Source organism: Trinickia violacea (assembly GCF_005280735.1).
Taxonomy (GTDB): Bacteria; Pseudomonadota; Gammaproteobacteria; order Burkholderiales; family Burkholderiaceae; genus Trinickia_A; species Trinickia_A violacea.
This window is the reverse complement of record NZ_CP040077.1, coordinates 1,553,871-1,576,401: the sequence shown is the minus strand read 5'-3', so window position 1 is coordinate 1,576,401 and position 22,531 is coordinate 1,553,871. Positions and strand designations below refer to the sequence as shown.

20 protein-coding genes are annotated in these 22,531 nt (G+C 65.9%); 8 read left to right on the top strand and 12 right to left on the bottom strand.

The annotated features are described in order from the left end of the window. Nucleotides 1-16: 16 nt before the first annotated feature. The gene (locus tag FAZ95_RS07205) at nt 17-1,225 is read right to left on the bottom strand and encodes an aspartate aminotransferase type Ic (RefSeq protein WP_437437721.1); all 1,209 of its coding nucleotides are present in this window, start codon (nt 1,223-1,225) and stop codon (nt 17-19) included. 154 nt (nt 1,226-1,379) lie between these two features. Here FAZ95_RS07205 and FAZ95_RS07200 point away from each other — a divergent pair, with 154 nt between their 5' ends. After that, nucleotides 1,380-2,240 carry a LysR substrate-binding domain-containing protein gene (locus FAZ95_RS07200; protein WP_137331817.1) on the top strand — a complete coding sequence of 287 codons (861 nt, stop codon included), beginning with the start codon at nt 1,380-1,382 and terminating at the stop codon, nt 2,238-2,240. A gap of 24 nt (nt 2,241-2,264) precedes the next feature. On the opposite strand, the gene FAZ95_RS07195 is transcribed toward FAZ95_RS07200, so the two are convergent. The 3 genes from FAZ95_RS07195 to FAZ95_RS07185 all read right to left on the bottom strand — a co-directional run bounded on the left by FAZ95_RS07195 (nt 2,265) and on the right by FAZ95_RS07185 (nt 4,439). Then, nucleotides 2,265-2,957 carry a hypothetical protein gene (locus tag FAZ95_RS07195; protein ID WP_137331816.1) on the bottom strand — a complete coding sequence of 231 codons (693 nt, stop codon included), beginning with the start codon at nt 2,955-2,957 and terminating at the stop codon, nt 2,265-2,267. 334 nt (nt 2,958-3,291) lie between these two features. Then, a complete protein-coding gene (locus tag FAZ95_RS07190; RefSeq protein WP_254699832.1) occupies nt 3,292-3,993 on the bottom strand; it encodes an LrgB family protein in 702 nt (233 codons plus the stop codon). Nucleotides 3,994-4,055: 62 nt separating this feature from the next. After that, on the bottom strand, nt 4,056-4,439 hold the full coding sequence (locus FAZ95_RS07185) for a CidA/LrgA family protein (RefSeq protein WP_137334458.1): 384 nt from the start codon (nt 4,437-4,439) through the stop codon (nt 4,056-4,058). A gap of 355 nt (nt 4,440-4,794) precedes the next feature. Between FAZ95_RS07185 and FAZ95_RS07180 the strand changes: the two genes are divergently transcribed. The 4 genes from FAZ95_RS07180 to FAZ95_RS07165 all read left to right on the top strand — a co-directional run bounded on the left by FAZ95_RS07180 (nt 4,795) and on the right by FAZ95_RS07165 (nt 9,249). Beyond that, entirely contained in the window at nt 4,795-6,465 is a 1,671-nt protein-coding gene (locus FAZ95_RS07180) for an MASE1 domain-containing protein (RefSeq protein ID WP_137331815.1), read from the top strand. After that, a complete protein-coding gene (locus FAZ95_RS07175) occupies nt 6,446-7,111 on the top strand; it encodes a response regulator (RefSeq protein ID WP_137331814.1) in 666 nt (221 codons plus the stop codon). Before FAZ95_RS07180 ends, FAZ95_RS07175 begins: the two co-directional genes overlap by 20 nt. Nucleotides 7,112-7,280: 169 nt before the next feature. Further along, entirely contained in the window at nt 7,281-8,459 is a 1,179-nt protein-coding gene (pstS, locus tag FAZ95_RS07170; RefSeq protein ID WP_137331813.1) for a phosphate ABC transporter substrate-binding protein PstS, read from the top strand. A 97-nt stretch (nt 8,460-8,556) separates the two neighbouring features. Continuing rightward, the gene (locus FAZ95_RS07165; RefSeq protein WP_137331812.1) at nt 8,557-9,249 is read left to right on the top strand and encodes a CBS domain-containing protein; all 693 of its coding nucleotides are present in this window, start codon (nt 8,557-8,559) and stop codon (nt 9,247-9,249) included. 26 nt (nt 9,250-9,275) lie between these two features. Here the strand turns inward: FAZ95_RS07165 and hutG are convergent, their stop codons facing one another. The 7 genes from hutG to hutH all read right to left on the bottom strand — a co-directional run bounded on the left by hutG (nt 9,276) and on the right by hutH (nt 17,555). After that, a complete protein-coding gene (gene hutG / locus FAZ95_RS07160) occupies nt 9,276-10,088 on the bottom strand; it encodes an N-formylglutamate deformylase (RefSeq protein WP_137331811.1) in 813 nt (270 codons plus the stop codon). A 30-nt stretch (nt 10,089-10,118) separates the two neighbouring features. Beyond that, complete coding sequence (locus FAZ95_RS07155) at nt 10,119-11,498, bottom strand: formimidoylglutamate deiminase (protein ID WP_137331810.1); 1,380 nt, start codon at nt 11,496-11,498, stop codon at nt 10,119-10,121. After that, nucleotides 11,495-12,754 (bottom strand): imidazolonepropionase, encoded by a 1,260-nt coding sequence (hutI, locus tag FAZ95_RS07150; protein ID WP_137331809.1) that lies wholly within the window; start codon nt 12,752-12,754, stop codon nt 11,495-11,497. The genes FAZ95_RS07155 and hutI overlap by 4 nt, the downstream gene beginning before the upstream one ends. Nucleotides 12,755-12,813: 59 nt before the next feature. Then, nucleotides 12,814-13,467, bottom strand: coding sequence for a HutD/Ves family protein (locus FAZ95_RS07145; protein WP_137331808.1), 654 nt, complete (start codon nt 13,465-13,467; stop codon nt 12,814-12,816). 2 nt (nt 13,468-13,469) lie between these two features. Next, entirely contained in the window at nt 13,470-15,158 is a 1,689-nt protein-coding gene (hutU, locus tag FAZ95_RS07140) for a urocanate hydratase (protein WP_137331807.1), read from the bottom strand. Between the two features lie 82 nt (nt 15,159-15,240). After that, nucleotides 15,241-15,936, bottom strand: coding sequence for a histidine utilization transcriptional repressor HutC (gene hutC, locus FAZ95_RS07135; protein WP_137331806.1), 696 nt, complete (start codon nt 15,934-15,936; stop codon nt 15,241-15,243). 92 nt (nt 15,937-16,028) lie between these two features. After that, a complete protein-coding gene (gene hutH / locus FAZ95_RS07130) occupies nt 16,029-17,555 on the bottom strand; it encodes a histidine ammonia-lyase (protein ID WP_137331805.1) in 1,527 nt (508 codons plus the stop codon). A 599-nt stretch (nt 17,556-18,154) separates the two neighbouring features. On the opposite strand from hutH, the gene FAZ95_RS39220 reads away from it, so the two are divergent. Next, nucleotides 18,155-18,328 carry a hypothetical protein gene (locus FAZ95_RS39220; RefSeq protein WP_175425536.1) on the top strand — a complete coding sequence of 58 codons (174 nt, stop codon included), beginning with the start codon at nt 18,155-18,157 and terminating at the stop codon, nt 18,326-18,328. 385 nt (nt 18,329-18,713) lie between these two features. Further along, a complete protein-coding gene (locus tag FAZ95_RS07125) occupies nt 18,714-20,258 on the top strand; it encodes a sensor domain-containing diguanylate cyclase (protein ID WP_137334457.1) in 1,545 nt (514 codons plus the stop codon). A 38-nt stretch (nt 20,259-20,296) separates the two neighbouring features. Here the strand turns inward: FAZ95_RS07125 and FAZ95_RS07120 are convergent, their stop codons facing one another. Further along, nucleotides 20,297-21,340, bottom strand: coding sequence for an alpha/beta hydrolase family protein (locus FAZ95_RS07120; RefSeq protein ID WP_137331804.1), 1,044 nt, complete (start codon nt 21,338-21,340; stop codon nt 20,297-20,299). 150 nt (nt 21,341-21,490) lie between these two features. Here FAZ95_RS07120 and FAZ95_RS07115 point away from each other — a divergent pair, with 150 nt between their 5' ends. Then, nucleotides 21,491-22,462, top strand: a complete 972-nt coding sequence (locus tag FAZ95_RS07115) for a LysR substrate-binding domain-containing protein (protein ID WP_137331803.1) — start codon at nt 21,491-21,493, stop codon at nt 22,460-22,462. Nucleotides 22,463-22,531 lie beyond the last annotated feature (69 nt).

Sequence of the window (22,531 nt, the reverse complement as noted above, 5' to 3'; positions counted from 1 at the left end):
GGCCGCTCATTGTCGATCACGCGCGTTCATCGATCGCGCGCAGGAGCGCCAGCGCGATACCCTGAGCCGCTTGCCCGACCACCGCGAGGTTCGGGAAGCTCGGCGCGATACGCAAGTGCCGGTCGCGCGGATCGACGCCATGCGGGAACGCCGCGCCCGCCGGCGTCAGCACGATGCCCGCTTCTTTGGCAAGCGCGACGGTGCGCTTCGCGAGCCCGTCCGGCGTATAGAGGCTGATGAAGTAGCCGCCTTGCGGCACGTTCCACGAGACGCCCGGCACCCCTGCGAGCATGCGCTCGAAAGTGGTTGTGACCGCATCGAATTTCGGACGCAGCAGTGCACGATGCCGCGCCATCAGTTGCACGAGCCCCGCGCGGTCGCGCAAGTAGCGCACGTGGCGCAACTGGTTGAGCTTGTCCGGACCGATCGTGCGAATGGACACATGGCGCTGCCACCACTCGACATTGCGCGGCGACGACGCGAAGAACGCGACACCTGCCCCGCCGAACGTCACCTTCGACAACGACGCGAACACGAACGCGCGATCCGGATTGCCGGCCGCCGCGCACGCTTCGAGGATGTTCGCGCTCACGTGCTCGTGATCGGTCAGGTGATGGAAGCGATAGGCGTCGTCCCAGAAGAGGCGGAAGTCCGGGGCCGCCGTGGGCATCGCGGCGAGGCGGCGGACCACGTCGGCCGAGTAGATCGCGCCCGTCGGGTTGCTGTAGAGCGGCACGCACCAGATGCCTTTGATCGCGGGATCGGCGGCCACCTGCGCTTCGACGAAGGCCATGTCCGGACCGTCGTCGTGCATCGGCACTGGAATCATCCGGATACCGAGCGCCTCGCAGATCGCGAAATGCCGGTCGTAGCCGGGGACCGGGCACAGAAATGCGATGTCCTCGCGCTTGCGCCACGCTTCGTGGCCTGGCATGCCGAAGAGCATGCCGAATGCGAGCGCATCGTGCATCAGCTCGAGACTCGAATTGCCCGCCGCGACCACTTGCGCCGCGGGCGAATCGAGCAGTTGCGCGCCGAATTCGCGCGCTTCGGGCAGCCCGAGCACGTGACCATAGTTGCGGCAGTCGATGCCGTCGCGCGATAGGTACCCCACCGTCCCCGCTTCGTCGACGAGCGCGCGCGAAAGGTCCAGTTGTTCGGCTGCGGGCTTGCCGCGCGTCATGTCGATCGAAAGTCCCAGAAGCTTGAAGTCGTCGTAGGTCATCGGCATCGTCTCCCGCCGGTGGCGGCGTGTGTTTGGCATACAAAATGAGGTATACGGCGTGCCAAGTATGCCCAGCGCGATACATTCAGACAAACGCGATATATTGAAGACTTCGTTCAGATTTTCTGATACCTCATTCCATGGTCGAAACCCGATGAAAGCCCTCGATCTCGATGTGCTCGCGATGGTCGTCGCCGTCGCGGATGCCGGCAGCTTCGTGCGCGGCGCCGTGCTCGTGCATCGCTCGCAGTCGGCCGTCAGCATGCAGGTGAAGACGCTGGAAGCCGCGCTCGGCAAAACGCTCTTCATCCGGCGCGCGCGCAGCGTGACGCCGACGCAGGACGGACACGTGCTGATCGCCTACGCGCGCCGCATGCTCGCGCTGCGCGACGAAGCGTGGGCGTCGCTCGTGCATCCCGAAGTGAAGGGGCGTGTCGTGATCGGCGTGCCGGACGACTACGCGTCGTCGCTGTTGCCATCCGTGCTGCGCAAGTTCTCGGCGACGTATCCGAAGGTGGAGATTCAAGTGGTCGGGCTGCCGAGCCACGCGCTCGTGCCGCTCGTCAAGGACAACAAGGTCGACCTCGCGTGCATGACGCGCGTGAAAGGCGCGAGCGGCGAATTCATCCGGCTCGAGCCGATGGTGTGGGCGAGTGCGGCGGCCACATCGACGGGCCATGAGATCTGGAAGGAACGGCCGTTGCCGATCGCGGTCTTTGCCACGGGCAGCGTCGCGCGCGCCAATGCGCTGCATGCGCTCGAACGCGCGAAGATCGCGTACCGGACCTCGTATGAAAGCCCAAGCCTGCTCGGCTTGTTCAGCATGGTCGATGCGGGCCTCGCGATCGCGCCGCTCGCGCGCTGCGCGGTACCCGAGCGCTTCGTGCAACTCGGCCGCGCGGAGAGTCTGCCCGCCCTGCCCGCGCTCGAAATCGTGCTCGCGCGCAGCGCGCGTTCGAACCGCGCGCCGTGCGATTTTCTGGCCGAACAGATATTGAGCGAGCTGCGGGTTTGAGCGGTTGGGCCAACGAAGCGCCGCCTACTCCGAACCCTCGCTCCCGCGCTCGGCGAGATCGAGCCGCGTCAGCAGCGCATGCAGCTTCTCGACATGGCGCTTGAGCAGATCGTGATGTTTCTCGATCTGCTCGATCCGCCCGGCAAGATCGGCGGCCGCGCGTTCATCGAGTTCATTCGCGGCATCCATGACCTCTTCGACCTTCGCGCGCAGCACGGTCAACTCGGCCGGCGGATGGTTGAGGTGCCATTCGAGCCGCCGCACTTCCTGCGCGGCAAGATCGCGAACCTTGCGAAAGTGCGTGCGGCGCCGGTTCTGTTCGGCTTCGTCGCTGGCCGCTTCGGCCGCGCGCCGGGCGCCTTCGCTGCGCCCGAGAAGATCGCCGCCGCTCTTGAGCACGGTCCGCTTGCGCACCGGATGCACGGTGCCCCGGAACCTGGCGAAAGGCGTTTCGGTGTCGATCGCCGTCTGGGTGCTCTCGGGGATGTCGCCGGCGCCATGTGGCGCGTCCATCCAGCCGGCCGGCAGCCCGGTCACCGTCTCGACCCCGCGCACGAACTCTTCGCTGAATTCGCGCTGGCCGGCCAAGATCAGCTTCAACAAGCTCGCGGACAGCGACATCATCCGCGCCAGGCGCGTGACCGCGCCGACCGCTTGCGTCAGCACGCCGAGGTTCTCGCGCCAGACCTGCACCATGGCTTCGTCGGAATCTTCCATTGCCGAGTTGTCCATCGATTCAAACCCTCCGAGGCGGGGGCGGCGCGGCCTCATGGGCCGTGCCGCGCGAAGTCGGAATTGCTCTTCGATGAAAGACTAGTCGCTACGCCGCGCCGCGCGCAATCCGCGAAATTGAAAACATCCGTTACCGGGCGCGGGTTGTGGCGCCACGGCGCGGTGCAGGCCATGCGTCAGGAAAGCGCCGGAGCGCGGCGCGGCGGGCGTGTCGCCAGACGAGCAATTTGCGCGCCTGGATCGAGTGACGAAGCGTTAAAGAGGAGATGACGACGCGGTGACCAAGCCATGGACAGGGTGCCGCTGATCGATAGAAGCGTCACGTCAGCAGCCACAGCATGATCACAGGAAAAACGATCGGCAACACGAACGCGGAGAGAATGCCGTTCATCGCCATGCCGAGTCCGGCGAATGCCCCCGCTTCTTCGCTGATCTGAAAGGCGCGCGCCGTACCAATGCCGTGCGATGCGACACCGATCGCAAAGCCGCGCACATCGTCGCGCCGCACACCTAGCGCGTCCAATACGAGGCTTCCGAGCATGGCGCCGGAAATGCCAGTGGCAATCACCATCGCAGCGGTCAACGAGGGGATGCCGCCGATCCTGCTGGAGATCAACATGGCAATGGCCGCGGTGACTGACTTGGGCGCAATCGATGCCACTGCAACGCCGGAGCCGTGCAGCAGCATCGTGATTCCGACAGCTGAGACGGCCGCCGTTGCCGAGCCGGCGATCAGACCACCAATCAACGGGACCAGCGCTCCGCGCAGCTTCGACATCTGCCGGTGAAGCGGCACCGCCAACGCAATGATGGCCGGGCCTAACAGGAAGTGGATGAATTTCGCGCCTTCGAAATAGGTGCTGTATGGCGTACCTGAGAACTTCAGGAGCGCGATGAGCAGGGCAACGGAGATCGCCACCGGATTGGCCAAGGCACTTCGCTTCGCAAGTGCGTGGACCCAGCATGCGAAAACATAGACGCCCATCGTCGCGGTGAGCGCGGTCAGCGGCGATGCGCCCATGAAAGGGGCTGCCATCGTGGCTATTTCACCGATTTTCACGGCAACCTCCGTGCGGTCGTGCCCTAAGCTTGCGTGGGATTCGGCGCGTCCAGGCGGCGCCGTTTCCTTTCCATCCTGGCCATCAATCCGCCGGCTACCAGAGCCCCCACTGCAATCGAAAGGATCGTACTGGCGACGATTGCGACCGAGATCGCGATCAGTTGACCCTTCATTGCGTCGGCGAGCGCCATCACCCCCACCCCGGCGGGAACGAAAAGGAGCGAGAGATGATTTAGCAAGCCGCGCGACACGGGCTCCACCCGCTGCGCAAGAGCGGGCGATGCGGAAAGAAGACCAAGGAACAGAACCATGCCTATCACAGGCCCGGGAATCGGCACTCGTGTGACATAGGCAACGAGTTCCCCGAGGCACTGAAAGGCGAGGAGGACGGCAATCGACTGCACAATCGTTGTCTCGCGGCTGGCTGGCGGTTTGGAGCCGACTGGCGTCGCGCTTGCGCCGTTCATGGCAGATTTCATGTCGCCCTCCTTCGCGGCAGGCTGGGGGCGCGAGGCGTCGGTCGCACCGACCCGACGGAACACGCGCGTACTGTAGCCTCAGAACACAAACGTTTTAATCGGGCATTTTTTCTAAAACAGACTAGGGGATTGCCTGAATCGGCGCGCTTCCTGTAGAGGCGATGGAGCGCTGTGTAGTGTTTGATTAACGCTGTGGCTACCACCACAATCGTGAAGTCTCCCGGCTGACGATAGAACGCCCTGACGCCCGCAAGAATCTGTCTTCGAGAATTTGGCGCGAACAATGGTTACCATTCGGGGCAATTTCAGACTCAGCCTCTTCCTGCGCACCGGGATGGTTGCGTTGGCATATTACGCAGGCGCAAAGATAGGTCTCGCCTATGCGGTGGTGGGCGGCGCGGTGTCGCTGGTGTGGCCTTCCAGCGGCATCGCCCTGGTAGCGCTGCTTGCAATGGGCTTCGCCGTTGCGCCGGGAATTGCGATTGGCTCCTTCCTCGCCAACCTGTCGGGAGGCGTGCCCGCAGGCGCGGCCGCGTTGATCGGCATCGGCTCCATGATCGGAGCCTTGACGGCAGCACTATTGTTGAAGCGCGCGGCCCGATTCCAGATCACTCTCGACCGTATCCGTGACGTGCTGGCCTTCATCGGCCTGGCTGCGGTGGTGAGCACGGCAGTCAGTGCGCTGTTTGGCGTGACCGCCCTGCGTGGAGCGGGCCTGGTGCCGCCCGCCGAGTACGGCGCGGCCTTTCTGAAATGGTGGCTCGGCGACATGATGGGGGTACTGGTCGTGGCCCCGCCCCTGTTCAGCTTCCTCGCGTATTCGAACCCCGTGCGCTCCGCGCGGCAGACCGTAGAGGCGTGCGGACTGGCCATCGCCACGTTGTGGGTGAGCCACCTCATCTTCGGCGCCCCGCAACTTGCCGGGCACGGCTACTATCCTGCAGCCCTGGCGGTCTTTCCATTCGCTATCTGGGCGGCGCTGCGCTTCGATCACCTGGGCATCAACACCACGACCCTGGTGGTCTCGGTCGTGGCCATCTGGGGTACCACCCACGGCACGGGCCCCTTCGCTGCCGAATCCGCGGTGGACAGCCTCGTGAGGTGGTGCACCTTCGCGAACGTCCTGGCGATAACCGGACTGCTGCTGGTGGCCGCACGCGCTCAGGAGAAGCGCGCCCATCGCCTGCTGCAGGCATCCCACATCGAACTGGAACGGCGCGTGGAGGAGCGCACCGAAGACCTGCAGAAGACCAACAACGAACTCAAGGAGGAGATGGCGCAGCGCCGTCTGCTGGAAGAAGAACTGATCCGGATCGGCGATCAGCAGCAGAAACTCATCGGCCGGGAGCTGCATGACGGACTGGGGCAACACCTGACCAGCCTGGGCCTGTATTGCGCCGCCATGAATCAGAAACTGCACGCACAGGGCCACCCGGCCTCCGCCGACGCCGCTACCATTGTCGAATTGGTGAAGCAGGCGTCGTCGATGACCCGCCGGATTGCCCATGGCCTGGACCCTGTCGCGATGGAGCATGGTGGCCTTGTGGCCGCATTGAAGGGGCTGGCGGAGACGGCTCGCACGCTCAACGGGGTGGATTGCACGCTGCGGATCGCGCCAGACGTGGACTTGGTTGATCCGCTGATGCAGATCAATCTCTATCGCGCGGCACAGGAAGCCGTCAGCAACGCGCTGAAATATAGCCACGGCAGCAGCATCTGGATCGACCTGCAGCAGGCAGACGGTCTGCAGACGCTTTCAATCAGTGACGACGGGGCGGGCGTCGACCAGGAAGACATGGAGCGCGCCTCGGGACTGGGACTTCATAACCTCCGGCACCGGGCAAGCCTTCTGGGCGGCTCCTGCGCCGTGACCCGCAATGGTATGGGCGGCACCACGGTCGCCATCAGCTATCCGCAACCGGAGGGTCCTGCCCATGCACGGGAAATCCGCTAGCCCAAGCCGGGTGACGCAAATCCTGATCGTGGATGACCACCCCATCATCCGGGACGGGATGGCGCACTTGCTGAATCTGCAACAGGATCTGCACGTCTGCTGCGCAGTTGGCAGCGCCGAAGAAGCGCTGGCAGCGATGGACTGCGATCCCGACATGGCCATCGTGGACATCAGTCTTCCATCGGACTCGGGCCTGGAGCTCGTCAAGACGCTTCGTCGCCGCTACCCGGATCTGGTCATCCTCGTCCTCAGCATGCACGACGAAAGCCTATTTGCCGAGCGCGCACTCCGGTCCGGAGCGAACGGGTATTTGATGAAACTCGAGGCCACCGAGCACGTCATGACCGCCGTCCGCGAAGTGCTGGCAGGCAATATCTACGTGAGCGCCGCCATGCATGACAAGCTGGCTCGCGCCCTCACCGCCCCCCATAAAAAGCCGGAGGGCCGAATCGCGAGCCTTTCGGAACGGGAATTCGAGGTCCTGCACCTGATCGGACTCGGCTTCGGCACGCGCGAAATCGCTGAGAAACTGAATCGAAGCGTGAAGACCGTCGAGGCGCATCAGGCCAACATCAAGGAAAAGCTGCAAATCCGTAGCGGCAAGGAGCTGATGCGCTTCGCCATTCAGTGGATCGAGAGCCAATAGGGCGGAGCCCGACCGCCGAATCAGGCAATCCCCTAGCCTCTTTTAGCAACGGCGCCTGATTCATGTGCTTGCGGTCAGCGCATAAAGTGCGGCAATGCCTGTCGGCGTGCCGGAATCCTTGCGCGGGGACGGCAGGCGTAGCCCAAATCCTCGATGGAGGGTCGCCGCCATGAACGCCAGATTCCAGCGAACCATTGTCGCTCCCCTCTCCGCACTCATCGCTGGAGCGGCTCGCGACCTGAAGCACGTGTTTCGTTGGACCGCGGTTGCATGCCTCGTCGCGAGTCACGCGCTGGCGGCGCAGGCCGCAGGCGGTATCACGGGCGCCGGTTCGAGCTTCTTCGATCCTCTGGTGCAGAAGTGGGCCGCCTCCTATTACGACAAAACCGGCCAGGAGGTGAGTTTTCATCCCAATGGCTCCGGGAACGGCATTGATCAGTTGAAAGCGGCTGCGGTGAGTTTCAGTGCCTCGGACATGCCGCTGACACCAGGCGAATTGCGCACATCGGGACTCATCCAGTTTCCGGTGGCGGTCGGCGGCCTCGTGCCGGTGGTCCACCTCGATGGCGTTTCGCCGGGACAGCTTCGCTTGACGGGTGCGCTGCTGGCGGACATCTACCTGGGCAAGATCACCGATTGGAACGACCCGGCCATCAAGGCGGTCAATCCCGGGCTCGCGCTTCCTGATCTGAAAATCGTCGTGGTTCATCGGAGTGATCGGTCCGGGTCGACCTTCAACTGGACGAACTACCTGAGCGCCGTGAGTGCGCAATGGCATGAGCAGGTGGGCAGCGGCCTGACGGTCAAATGGCCCGTGGGGCTCGGCGCCACGAGCAGCCAGCTCGTCGCCACCTATGTCAAGCGGATCACGGGCGCGATCGGCTATGTCGAACTGGCCTACACGGGCCTGGCTCCCCTCGCCTACGCGACCGTGCAGAATAAAGCCGGCGCGTTTGTCGAGCCATCGGCCGCGAGTTTCAAAGCTGCGGTGGAAACCGTGGCTTGGGGCCGCGAGGATGATTTCAACCAGCGCGTCGCCAATCCGCCGGGCGACAGAGCCTGGCCCATTCCCGGCGTCGTATTCATCTTGCTGAAAACCGAGAGCACAGCTGACTCGACCGCTGCGCTGGCGTTCTTCCGGTGGGCGCTCAATGAGGGCCGGCAGGAGGCAGCCGTCGAAAATTACGGCACCCCGCCGGCGGACCTGGTCGGGAAGATAGAAGCGTATTGGGCGCAGAATGTGCCCAACGGGCAAGTCAACGACGTCGCCTCCGACGGCTCGCCGAAAAGCCTCAAAAGCGTGAAAAGCGTGGCCGGCGTAACCAAATCGGTGCAGTCAGGCTTTTGAGCGCCCTGCACGATTCGAGTCGACAGATCTGCTGCCGCTTTAGGATAGATATGCCCCGCGGACGGGGACCCCTCGCGAACACCATGGAGGAGCGATCATGCGCGCACTAGACATCATGACGACGTCCGTCATCACCGCCACGCCGGAAACGTCGATTCACGAGGCGGCACGACTGTTCGTCGACAACCGTATCAGCAGCATGCCGGTCGTCGATGCGAACGGACGGGTTGTCGGCTTCGTCAGCCACAGCGATCTGCTGCATCGCGTGGAAAACGGCACTGTCCATGGGAAGCGCCCGTGGTGGCTTGATTTTCTGCTGTCGTCGCCTCGCGAGCAAGCCGCGAGGTATGTGAAGGAGCACGGGCATTTGGTCGGCGACGTGATGTGCGACCAGGTGATTTCGATTTCCGAGGACACGCGGCTCGATCAGATCGCGGACCTCATGGAGCGCCGGCATCTCAAGAGCGTGCCGGTGCTGAAGGACGGCAAGCTGGTCGGAATCGTCAGCCGTTCGAATCTGATCCGCGCACTCGCGAGCGTTGCTCCGCCCGTGGATTCGATTTCGCACGATGACGCAAGCCTGCGCGACGCGATAGTCCTAAAAATGCACGGGCAGCGCTGGGGGTTGCCGAAGCAGGGCGTGCTCGTCAAGGACGGTGTCGCGCATCTATGGGGCATGATCGAATCCGAAGAGGAAAGGCGCGCCATCCGCATTGCGGCCGAGGACGTGCCGGGCGTCAAGCGCGTGGAATACCACCTTGAGATTCCGAGCGTGATTCCGACGCTGTAATTCTCGATGCGGATGCCCTGCAAAAGTCAGTTTGACGCTACGCGCCCAAGCGCCGTCTTGACCAGCGTTTCCAGCAGCGGTTCGACTTTCGCCGCGAGCGCGTCGTCATAGGCATACGGCATCCGCTCTTCCATATAGGTGATCTGCGACAGCTCCAGCTGCACCGCGTGGATGCCGCTGGCGGGCACCCCGTAGTGGCGCGTGATGTAGCCGCCCTTGAAACGCCCGTTTGCCACCGCCGTATAGCCGCCGTGCTTCGTCACGATGTCGGCCAGCGCTTCGGCGAGGCCCGCGGCCGCCGTCGCGCCGCCTGACGTGCCGAAGTTGAAGTCCGGCAAACGCCCTTCGAAAAAGCGCGGCACGTGCGAGCGAATCGAATGCGCCTCCCACAGCAGCACCTTGCCGTGCCGCGCCTTGAGCGCGGCCAGCTCGTCTACGAGCGCCGCATGATACGGCTTCCAGTAAAGCTCGCGACGACGAGCCATTTCTGCCTCGTCCGGCTCGCGCCCCGGCTGATAGAGCGGCTCCTTATCGAAGGTATCGACAGGCAAAAGCCCGGTCGTATCCTGCCCCGGATAAAGGTTCGCGCCATCGGGCGGGCGGTTCAAATCGATCACGTAGCGCGCATACGCCGGGATCAGGATCGAAGCCCCGAGCCGCTTCGCGAACGCATACAGACGGTCGAGGTGCCAGTCGCAATCGTCGACGCGCATCGCAGCCGACGTCATCGTCGCCGCGATGTCGTCGGCGATGCGCGTGCCGAGGTGCGGGATCGAGATCAGCAGCGGCTGGGTGCCGCGATGCAGGGAGAAAATCGGAAGATCGGTGGAATCGGTCATGGCAGTGCGCGTGACTGAATGGTTGTCGAATTAGTCGAGCAGCTCGGCAATCGCCGCGCGATACGCAGCATACGCCACCGCCTCGTCGGCGTGCCGGCGCGCCTGCACGACGGGCCGTCCGCCCGCATAGACATCGCGCACCGGCGTTTCGCCATGCTCGCAGAAGACGATGCCGGAGAGCCACTTGCCGGGCGCGTGCTCGGCGAGGCTCGGGTGATCCGGGTCGAGCACCAGCCAATCGGCGCAGCACCCCGCTCGCAACGCGCCCGTCGCGCGCCCGGTCGCTTGCGCGCCGCCCTCGAGCGCCGCGTCGAAGAGACGGTCGGCGACGTGCGAATGCGCGTCCGACGCCAGCACGTTGCGCTGCCGCCGCACGAGACGCTGCCCGTATTCGAGCAGCCGCAGCTCGGCACGCCAATCGACGCCGATATGGCTATCCGACCCGACACCGAAGCGCCCGTGCGCTTCGAGATACGCGTGCGCCGGGAACACGCCGTCGCCGAGATTCGCCTCGGTCGTCAGGCACAGTCCGGCCACGGCGCGGCTCTTCGCGAGCGCGACGGTCTCGCCGTCGTCGATGTGCGTGGCGTGCACGAGGCACCAGCGCGCGTCCACGTCGAAGCGGTCGAGCAGCCACTGCACGGGGCGTGCGCCGGTCGTCGCGAGGCAGTCGTCGACTTCGCCCGTTTGCTCGGCGATATGGATGTGCACCGGGGCGTTCGCATCGAGTCCGGCGAGCAACGCGCGCAGCGACTCTTCCGACACCGCGCGCAGCGAATGCGGCGCCACGCCGTAACGCAGCGCGGCGTGCTCGGGACGTGCACGGCGCAACGTCGAGAGCAGCTCGAGCAGACTGTCCGGCGTATTGATGAAGCGGCGCTGATCGTCGCGCGGCGCACGCGCGCCAAAGCCGCTGTACTGGTAGAGCACCGGCAGCATCGTCATGCCGATGCCCGTGCTCGCGGCGGCATCGACCACGCGCTCGGCGAGCTCCGCCGCATTCGCGTAGCGGCCGCCGTCGGCCATGTGATGCACGTAGTGGAACTCGCACACCGACGTATAGCCCGCCTTCAGCATCTCGATGTAGAGCCAGCGCGCGATCGCACCGAGCCCTTCGGGCGTGATGCGCGCGGCGAAGCGGTACATCAGGTCGCGCCAGCTCCAGAAGTTGTCGGTGGCGTTGGCGCGATATTCGGCCAGACCCGCCATCGCGCGCTGGAACGCATGCGAGTGCAGGTTCGGCATGCCGGGCATGACCGGGCCCGCCGCGCGCGCGACATTCGGCGCTGCCGTGCCATCGGGCCTGACGGCTACGAGCACGCCCGCGTCGTCCCATTCGAGCAGCACATTGCGTCGCCAGCCATCCGGCAAATACGCGTGCTCGGCAAAAAGCGTGTGATTTCCAGTCATCGATCGAAAGCGTGAAGAGGTGCCGGTTCCAGGATCGGATGCGCGTCGCGCAGATAGACGGTGTCGCCCGCGCGCACGACGCGCTGCGTGAGCGGCCGCCCGATCCAGTAGGCGAGTTCGGCGAGCGTATCGACGGACCACGCGACGAAGTCCGCCTCGCGCCCCACCGCGAGCTCGCCGTGCCGCTCGTGTTGCCCGAGTGCGCGCGCCGCATGTTGCGTGACGCCCTTCAGCACTTCGGGCACGGTCAGGCGGAACAGCGTGCACGCGAGGTTCAGCATCGCAACGAGCGACGTCGACGGCGACGTGCCGGGGTTGCTGTCGGTCGAGATCGCCATCGGCACGTCGTAGCGGCGCAGCAGGTCGATCGGCGGCAATTGCGTTTCGCGGATGAAGTAATACGCGCCCGGCAGCAGCACGGCGACGGTGCCCGCTTCCTTCATGGCGGCGACGCCCGCTTCGTCGAGGAATTCGAGGTGATCGGCGGATAGCGCCCGATAGCGCGCGGCGAGCGCCGTGCCGCCGCTGTTGCTCAACTGCTCGGCGTGCATCTTGACGGGCAAGTTGCGGCGCGCGGCCGCTTCGAACACGCGCTCGCTCTGCGCGAGCGTGAAGCCGATGCGCTCGCAGAACACATCGACCGCGTCGACGAGCCCTTCGTCCGCGAGCGCGGGCAGCATGCGGTCGCAGACTTCGCCGATATAGTCGTCGGCGCGGTTGGCGAATTCGGGCGGCAACGCGTGCGCGCCGAGAAACGTCGTGTAGACCGAGACGGGATAGCGGCGGCCCAGCTCGCGCGCGACGCGCAGCATCTTGCGCTCGCTGTCGAGGTCGAGGCCATAGCCCGATTTGATTTCGATCGCGGTGACGCCTTCGGCGATCAGCGGCTCGAGGCGTGCCGCCGATGCGCGCAGCAACTCGGCCTCGCTCGCCGCGCGCGTCGCGCGCACCGTCGAGACGATGCCGCCGCCGCGCTTGGCGATGGCTTCGTAGCTGACGCCGGCGAGGCGCATCGCGAATTCGTCGGCGCGCTGGCCGCCGTAGACCAGATGCGTGTGGCAATCGACGAGACCCGGCGTGACCCACGCGCCGCCCAGATTCTCGCGCGGCCACGCCGCGAATTCGGCGGGCAGGTCGCGCGCGGCGCCGAGCCACGCGACTTTGCCGTCGCGCACGGCGAGCGCCGCATCGCGGATCGTGTGATCGGGGTCGCCTTGCGGACAGAGATGAAAGTGCTGCCAGACTGTGTCGTTCATCGCGTGCTCGAAACGGTTTGCGTGAAGCGGGCTAGGGCTTGAAGCAGGCCAAGGCCTGCTCACACGTAGCGGATGTACACGGCGAGCATCACGCCCGAGCCGGACACCGCGCACGACAGCGCGCGAGGCGCTTCGATGCACAGCGTATCGGTCTCGCCGAGCGTGACCGGCGCGCCGGCGCCGGAAGCCTCCACGCCCAGCGCGACGTCGAACGTCCCGCTCGCGCAGAAGAGCAGCATCACGTCCGCGTCGAGCGTGTGCTCCGCCTGGCCGCGCCACACGTCGATCAACCCTCGCACGCGGCCGCGCCGCAGCATCAGGTTGAAGTCGCGCGTCGGGCCGTCGACGAGGCTCGCGTCGATTGCCGTCTCGCCGTTGAAGTGCGCGGCGTCGAGCGGCTTCATCAGCGAGTACGTGATGCCGCCGCGCTCGTCGAGCAGCATGCCGTTGCCCGAGAGCAGGACGAGCGTGCGGTCGATGCCCGGAAAACGCGAGAACGGTCCCGGCTGCTCGACGTCCGCGACGCTCACGCGCCACACGAACGTATCGAGGTCCGAGCCCCACGGATACGCGGCGATCTCGCGCGTCACGCCCCCGCCGTTCTTCCAGCGCGACGCGACGAGATCGGCCGCGCGCAAGAGCGTGACCGCACCCGCGCGCCCTTCGTGCCCCTGCTGCGGCTGTGTCGTTCCCTCACCCGCGCCGGAGGCCATGTTCAGCGCCCCAGCATCGGCAGCTTGAGGCCGGCTTCGCGCGCGGTCTGCTGCGCGAGCTCGTAGCCGGCGTCCGCGTGGCGCATCACGCCCGTGGCCGGATCGTTGAACAGCACGCGTTCGACGCGGCGCGCGGCGGCGTCCGTGCCGTCGCAGACGATCACGACGCCCGAGTGCTGCGAGAAGCCCATCCCGACGCCGCCGCCGTGGTGCAGCGACACCCACGTCGCGCCGCCCGCGGTGTTCAAGAGCGCGTTGAGCAGCGGCCAGTCGCTGACGGCATCCGAGCCGTCCTTCATCGATTCGGTCTCGCGGTTCGGGCTCGCGACCGAACCCGTATCGAGGTGATCGCGCCCGATCACGACCGGCGCCTTCAGCTCGCCGTTCTTGACCATCTCGTTGAACGCGAGGCCCAGGCGATAGCGGTCCTTCACGCCGACCCAGCAAATGCGCGCGGGCAGGCCCTGGAACGCGATGCGTTCGCGCGCCATGTCGAGCCAGTTGTGCAGATGCGGATCGTCGGGGATCAGTTCCTTGACCTTCGCATCGGTCTTGTAGATGTCCTCGGGATCGCCCGACAGCGCGACCCAGCGGAACGGGCCCTTGCCTTCGCAGAACAGCGGACGGATATACGCCGGCACGAAGCCCGGGAAATCGAACGCGTTCTTCACGCCCATTTCGAGCGCCATCTGGCGGATGTTGTTGCCGTAATCGAGCGTCGCCGCGCCGCGCTTTTGCAGCTCGAGCATCGCTTCGACTTGCTTGGCCATCGATTGCTTCGCGGGCTGCACGATGCTCTGCGGATCGACCTTCTGGCGCTCGCGCCATTGCTCGACGTTCCAGCCTTGCGGCAGGTAGCCGTGGATCGGATCGTGCGCGCTCGTCTGGTCCGTCACGCAATCGGGCGTGATGCCGCGCGCGACGCATTCGGCGAACACGTCGGCCGCGTTGCCGAGGAGGCCCACCGACACCGGCTTGCCGCTCTGCTTCGCCTCTTCGATCATCGCTAGCGCTTCGTCGAGCGTCTTCGCCTTCTTGTCGACGTAGCGCGTCTTCAAGCGGAAATCGATGCGCGTCTCGTCGCATTCAACCGCGATCATCGAGAAGCCCGCCATCGTCGCCGCGAGCGGCTGGGCGCCGCCCATGCCGCCCAAGCCGCCCGTCAGAATCCAGCGGCCCTGCGGGTCGCCGTTGAAGTGCTGGTTCGCGACCGAGAAGAACGTCTCATAGGTGCCCTGCACGATGCCCTGGCTGCCGATGTAGATCCAGCTGCCCGCCGTCATCTGGCCGTACATCATGAGGCCCTTGCGGTCGAGCTCGTGGAAGTGCTCCCAGGTCGCCCAATGCGGCACGAGATTCGAGTTCGCCAGCAGCACGCGCGGCGCGTCGGCATGCGTGCGGAACACGCCGACCGGCTTGCCCGATTGAATCAGGAGCGTCTCGTCGTCGTTCAAGTCCTTGAGCGAGGCGAGGATCTGATCGAAGCAATCCCAGTTGCGCGCCGCGCGCCCGATGCCGCCGTACACGACGAGCGCATGCGGATGCTCGGCGACTTCGGGATCGAGGTTGTTCTGGATCATCCGGAACGCCGCCTCGGTCAGCCAGCTCTTGCAGCTCTTTTCGGTGCCGCGCGGCGCGCGGATCGTGCGGGTCGGGTCCAGGCGCGGGTCGATGTGCTTCGGATTGTTCATGTCGGCTCTCTTCAGTTTCGTCGGGTTCGTCGGGTTGGCGAGGGACCGTGCGGACGACCTCGCAATGGCAAAGGGATTCGGTTCAGAAATGTCCGGTGAAGCGATAGCGGGTGCCGGGGTGCCAGAGATTGGCCACCGAGGCGACCACGCCCTGCGACCACGTGCGCCGATGCAGCATCAGGCACGGCTCGGTGTCGCTCATCGTCAGATGCTTGCGCGTGTCGTCCTCGGGCACTGCGGCTTCGATCCGGTACTCGACGCGCTGCAACGGCGCGACGCGCACGAGGTACTGGTTCGGCGTGGTCAGCGCAAAGTCCTGCAGCGCGTATTCGGGCGCCACCGCCGGGTTGACCCAGCGTTCTTCGAGCTGCACCGGCTCGTCGTTTTCGAAGTGCAGCACGCGTGAATGGAACACCGGGCTGCCCGCGCTCACCTGCATTTCGTCGGCGAGCGTGTCGTCGGCGATCGTCGCGCCGAGGTGCAGCACGCTCGCGTGATGACGATGGCCGCGCGCGACGATCTCGTCCGAGATGCTGCGGATCGCCACGAGCGTCGATTCGTACTTCGGCCGGGCGACGAACGTGCCGGCGCCCTGCACGCGCGTGAGCACCTGCTCCGAGGTCAGCTCGCGCAACGCGCGGTTGACCGTCATGCGCGCCACCTTGAAGTCGCGCGCGAGCTCGTTCTCCGATGGCACCTGGTCGCCCTCCGCCCACTCGCCCGCATGGATGCGCGCGAGGATGAAGTTCTTGATTTCCAGGTATGCGGGAGCGTTCATGCGGGTGCCTTGTGGGGTTCGGCTTCGTTCGTCTTGGTTCGGCCTGCGTGCCTTGGTTGCGTGCCTTGGTTGCGTGCCTTAGTGCGGTTCGCTCAGTGCTGTTCGGATACAAACGAGAACGGGCTGTGCGACGCGATCGTGCCGCGTTGCACCAGCTTCGCGATCGCCGCGATGTCCGGTGCGAAGTAGTGGTCGAGCTCGTAGTGCGGCACGGCTTCGCGCACGGTGTCCATCACGCGCTGCAGCGCCCCGCTCGTCTTGTTCGGCCCGCGCAGGTCCACGCCTTGCGCGGCGGCGAGCAATTCGATCGCGAGGATGTTCGCGGTGTTCTCGGCGATGTCGGCGAGCTTGCGCGCAGCGAACGTCGCCATCGACACGTGGTCTTCCTGATTCGCGGAAGTCGGCAGCGAATCGACCGAAGCCGGATGCGCGAGCGTCTTGTTTTCCGAAGCGAGCGCGGCGGCCGTCACGTGCGCAATCATGAAGCCGGAGTTGACGCCGCCATCCTTGACGAGAAACGGCGGCAGGCCCGACAGCGTCGCGTCGATCAGCAAGGCGATGCGGCGTTCCGCGAGCGCGCCGATTTCGGCGGCGGCCAGCGCGAGGTTGTCGGCGGCGAACGCGACGGGCTCCGCATGGAAGTTGCCGCCCGAGAGCACTTCACCGGTGTCCGGGAAGATCAGCGGGTTGTCGGAGACCGCGTTCGCTTCGATGAGCAGCACGTCGGCCGCGTGGCGCATCTGGTCGAGACACGCGCCCATCACCTGCGGCTGGCAGCGCAGGCTGTACGGGTCCTGCACCTTGCCGCAGTCGCGGTGCGAGAGGTTGATGCCGGAGCCGTCGAGCAGCGTGCGGTAGGCCGCGGCCGCGTCGATCTGGCCTGGGTGGCCGCGCAGTTCGTGGATGCGCGCGTCGAACGGCTTGACCGAGCCCGCGGCCGCATCGACCGACAGCGCGCCCGCCACGAGGCCGGTGCGGTACAGGTCTTCGATCGCGAACATGTTGTGGAGCGCTAGCGCGGCCGAAGCCTGCGTGCCGTTCAGCAGCGCGAGGCCCTCCTTCGCTTGCAGCGTGAGCGGCGCGAGGCCGGCGGCCGAGAGGCCTTCGGTGGCGCTGGCGCGCTCGCCGCGGATGAACACTTCGCCGATGCCGAGCAGCACCGCCGACATATGCGCGAGCGGCGCCAGGTCGCCCGACGCCCCGACCGAGCCCTTGACGGGAATCACCGGCAGCACGTCATGATTGAAGAGCGTGATGAGCGCGTCGATGACTTCGCGGCGGATGCCCGAGTGGCCGCGGCCGAGGCTCGACACCTTGAGGGCGATCAAGAGGCGCACGACCGGCGCCGACATCGGTTCGCCGACGCCGACCGCGTGCGACAGCACGAGATTGCGCTGCAGCAGCTCGAGCTGGTCGTGCGGGATATGCGTGCTGGCGAGGCGTCCGAAGCCGGTATTGATGCCGTAGGCGGGTTCGCCTTTCGCGGCGATATCGGCGACGGCCTTGGCGCAGGCGTCGATGGCTGCGAAGCTCTTCGGATCGAGCTGGAGCTTCACAGGACGGCGGGCGATTTGGCGCAGCTGGGGGAGGGTCAGGTGGCCGGGCGTGAGAGTCAACATGGGTTGGAAGGTCCTGTGATATCGAAAACGTGGAGGCAGTCTAGCGCCCCGATCTTGTCTATACAACTTGTTTTTGCGATTTCCGGATCAGGGCTTTCCATTAGTGCAATCGCGGCGTTCTCGGCTCTTGGGAATCCCTCCTCTTCTGCTTTGCAGCAAATTCGATGCCGCCGCGCAGGCATTAGATAGGACAATTCGTGCGGCCGACCGACTTGTATAGACACATCGTCTGCGCAGCCCCTATCCGCCGCCGGCGAAAACGCTGCCGCACCCGGGTTTTGAAAGAACTCCACGGTCCGTGATAACCCTTACCCCGTCCGCCCCAGGAAAGCGCGCGCAACGCACCAGAATGGACGTGCCGGCGCACCGGAATCGCGCCGTTTCGCCTGTCCCGCGGGCGGCGGCGCCAGCAAGCAGTACCGGCGCAAAAAAGCTAAAACGGGCATAGCCAATGCTTTAGTCGAGGTGAGCCGCCTGCCTCGACCACGGGCCGCTCGAAGAAGCAAGAGACCGGACCGATCCGGCCGCCTTGAACGACAACCGCGACAAAGCGTGAGCCTTAAGCGATAAGCACGGGCAATACGCACGGAGAACCGCAAGTGAACATCATTGAATTGGCGAAGGAGTCTGGCATGGCCGTCCTGCTCGACGGAAAAATCGGGCGCGAGGAATACGTGAGCGTCAGCGGTTCGCTGGCGGCGCTCACGCGTTTTGCAGAAGCGGTACGGACGACCATCACGCCTTCGGAGGAACTGAAAGAAACACAGTCCTGACGCGGCCGCCGGCAGCGGAGGCAGGCTGGCGAAGCCTGCCTCGCTGCGAGCGGCCCCGCCCGGCGAGGCACCGGACCCGCGGCGCGCGATCAACCGCTGCGGGCGGGAGCGGTGCCCCCCGGCATTTCCCAGCACCTCCCCGCCCCTCCCCGCGCGTTACGCTGCCGGACCGACACCGGCAAAACGTTGCCCCTCCGGTAAAACCCGCGCTTTTTCGCGGCTTTCAAACGCTCGCTTCGCCGCTATACTTTCCGAGCTTCGCAGTGCCTGCGAACCCCGCCTGATCGCGCTCGCAGATGCCGCTCGTCGGCAACAATCGCACTAATAATCGTCCGATGAAACTGGAGCCTCACTTTCCTTGCGCCGCTCGCCCGGCGCCGCCGAGATGCTGACGCGCCGCCCGGGCCTGCTCGTCGCGCTCAGCGTCGCGCTGGCGGCGATTGTGCTCGCGATCTGCGTCTCGGTGCTGCTGCAGATGCGGCAGGATGCGGCGCAACGCGCGCAGGACGCCGCGACCAATCTGCTCCTGCTCGTCGAGCGCGATACGGCGCGCAATCTCGAGATCTACGATCTGTCGCTGCAAGCCGTCATCAACGGGCTCAAGCAGCCGGGCCTCGACAAGCTGCCTCCCCCCATACGGCAAGCGGTGCTGTTCGACGGCTCGGCGATGGCGACGCACCTGGGCTCCATCCTCGTCATCGACGTGAACGGCAACCCGATCTACGACTCGCGATCGGAGTCGCCGCGCAAGATCAGCGTCGCCGACCGCGACTACTTCAAGGTGCATCGCGATTCGCCGAATGCGGGCCTCTACGTGAGCCGCCCGTTCATTCCGCATCTGTCGAGCAAGAGCCCGAGCATCGCCCTGAGCCGCCGGCTGTCGAATCCGGACGGCAGCTTCGCGGGCATCGTGGTCGGCACGCTGCGGCTCGACTATTTCCATGATCTCTTCGACGGCATGAAGCTCGGGCCGCACGGCTCGATGGCGCTGATGCTCGCCGACGGCACGATGCTGATGCGCCGCCCGTACGACCCGAACATCATCGGGCGCAGCCTCCTCCACACCGCCAATTACACGCGCTTCACGCAGGCACCCAGCGGTTCGTTCTACGGCACGGCGGCGATCGACGGCGTCGAGCGCTGGTACGCGTTCAGCCACGTCACGCGCTTCCCGTTGATCTACGACGTCGCGCTCTCGACCGACGACATGTACGCGAATTGGCGGCACCGCGCGTGGATCTTCGGGTCGATCGTCGCGATGCTCGACGTGCTCATCATCTGGTTCGCGGTGCTGTTCTCGCAGCAATTGCGGCGCCGCACCGCCGTCGAGGCCGAGCTGCGGATGCTCGCGCGCACCGACGGCTTGACGAGCCTCGGCAACCGCCGCGCACTCGACGAAGTCGGACCGAAGGAATGGCGTCTCGCGCGGCGCGGCGGGCAGCCGCTGTCGGCGCTCTTGATCGACGTCGATCACTTCAAGGGCTTCAACGATCTGTACGGGCACGCCGCCGGCGACGACGCGCTGATGGCGGTCGCGCGCTGCATCAGACACGGTTTGCGGCGCCCCGCCGATCACGCCGCGCGCTACGGCGGCGAAGAGTTCGTCGTGCTGCTGCCGGCGACGAGCCTCGAGGGCGCGCGGCTCGTGGCGGAAAGCATGCGCGAGTCCGTGCAGGCGCTCGGCATGCGGCACGTGTCCAGCACGCATCAGGTGCTGACAGTCAGCATCGGCGTGGCGAGCACCGAACATCGCAATTTCGCCGATCTGCGCTCGCTCATCGATGCCGCCGACGCCGCGCTCTATGCGGCGAAAGCCGAGGGACGCAACCGGACGATGCTGGACGGCGCAACGGAGAGCCGTGCGATGGAGGGTGAGCCGGTGCCCCCATCAGCGGGCAAGTCCACTAAATCGGATGTGAATCCTTCCTAAAGCGCGCTACACCCACGCGTTTTCCGGCACTCGCGCCATCAGCCCAAACTCGCCGTTTTCTCAGGCTCCGCCGCACCATCGGGTAGCGGACGATCCCGCTCGAACACAACGCTGCCCGGCGCGTCCTGCGGCAATGCGCCCGTCTTCAGCCACGCCAGCGCGATCCACCACAAGTGGTCTTCGAAGCGGCTGTGAAAGAACGCGAAATGCCCGATTGCCGGATGGCCGATCTGCAACGGCGCGATGCGCAGATGCGTGAGCGCGCTGCCGGTGAAATAGCCGAGCAGGCGCTCGACGGCGGGGACGGTGCCGAACTCGTCGTCGGTGACGCTGATTGCGAGGAGCGGCGCGCGCACCGCCGCGAATTGCTCGACGAGACGGGCGCGCTCCGCATCGCTGCGCGCGAATGCGCCGCGCCGGTAGGTCTCCTCGAAACGCGCCTTGCTGCGGCTCCACGATTGCGCCACGCCCTTGGGCGTGTCCTCCATCCAGCCAAGCCGCTTCGCGGGCACATAGCCCACGAGCGCGGCGAGCATCGGCATCAACACGTGCCAGCGCCACAGCATCGCGCGCTTGTGCGCCGGGGCATAGTCGCGCCAATGCGCGTACTGCGCACCCATCGTGACGACGCGCCGGATCATCGCGTTCGACGGCGCGAGCCCGAGGACGAAACCGCCGATGCTGTGCGCGACGACGTCGATGGGCTGGCCCGCGAATTCACGCGACGCGTATTGCAGCACCGCTTCGAAATCGAGCTGGCCCCACTCGAGCCACGACGCGCGAAAGCCACGCAGCGTTTTCGGGCGTGATTCGCCGATGCCGCGGTAGTCGTAGACGATCGCGTCGTATCCGTGCCGGTACAGGAAGGCCGCAAATCGGAAGTAGTAGCGGCAGCGCACCGAGGTCGCCGCGTTGACGATGACCACGGGCCGCGCGGCCACGGCCGTGCCGTGCTGCGCGCCTACGCCCCCTCTCACCTCGCGCGTGCGATGGCGCCAGACGAAGCCGTTGATCGGGCAACCGTCGGCCGCTGTCAGCGCGATCGGTTCGGGCTCGGGTGCGAGTGTGATTGATGCCGTCATCGACTCCCTTTCCTCCCTCATTGCTGCATTCCCTCCGCACATTCGGCAAATCGCAGCGCATCCGCGCCACACCTGCACGATTCGATATTGCACTTGACTCGAGCGCCCGGCTCAACCAACCTTCTCGCATCTCTCGCATGAGGACCACGCATGCCAACGCCTTTGCTGCGGCTCGCGCCGCTCGATCTGATCCGCGGCTTCGTCGCCGTGGGCCGGCGCATGAGCATCACGCTCGCGGCCGAGGATCTGTGCCTCACGCAATCCGCGCTAAGCCGACAGGTCCGTGCGCTCGAGGACCTGCTCGGCGTCGCGCTCTTTCATCGCGGCTACCGGTCGATCTCGTTCACGCCCGAGGGCGAGCGCCTCTTTCGCACCGCCGATGCCGCCGTCCAGCAACTGCAGGAAGTCTTCGAGATTCTGAGCCAGCAGCAAGAGCGGCTGCCGGTCACGATCACGGCGAGCATCGGCGTGACGGGCCTCTGGCTGCTGCCGCGCCTCAACCGGTTTCAGCAACGCTACCCCAACATCGACCTGCGTGTCGCGGCCAACGACAGAAATCTCGACTTGCGCGCCGAAGGCATCGACCTCGGCATCCGCTATTGCTCGGCGGCGAGTGCGCCGCCCGGCGCGGTGCGGCTCTTCGAGGAAGCGGTCGTGCCGGTGGCCCATCCGTCGCTCGGACTCGCACGGCTCGACGACGAGGCCACGATCGGCCGGCACGTGCTGCTCGAATTCGAGGGGCCGCGCCGGCCGCTCCTGCGCTGGGCCGACCAGCTCGCCGCGATGGGGCTCGCCGACGCGCGGCCGCTCGGCATGCTGCGCTTCAACCAATACGATCAGGTCATCCAGGCGGCGCTCGCCGGTCAGGGCATTGCGCTCGGCCGCATCGCGCTGATCGAGCCGCTGCTCGCGCAGGGGCGGCTCGTCGCGCTCGCCGACGGCACCGCGAGCCGCACGACGGCCTACGGGTACTGGCTCTATCGGGCAGAGTATCAAGCCGAAACTCAAGCCGAGACGCCGCCGCGCCAGGACGTGCTCGATGTCGTCGAATGGATCGAAGCGGAGGCGCGCGCGGTCGAGGCGATCGTGAGCCGCGTCCTGTCCGAGCAAGCCGAACGCTAGCGTCACCTCTCTCGCATGCACGGCATGCATGCGAATGCGCCCAAAGCATTGATTGAAGCGCGCCGCGCG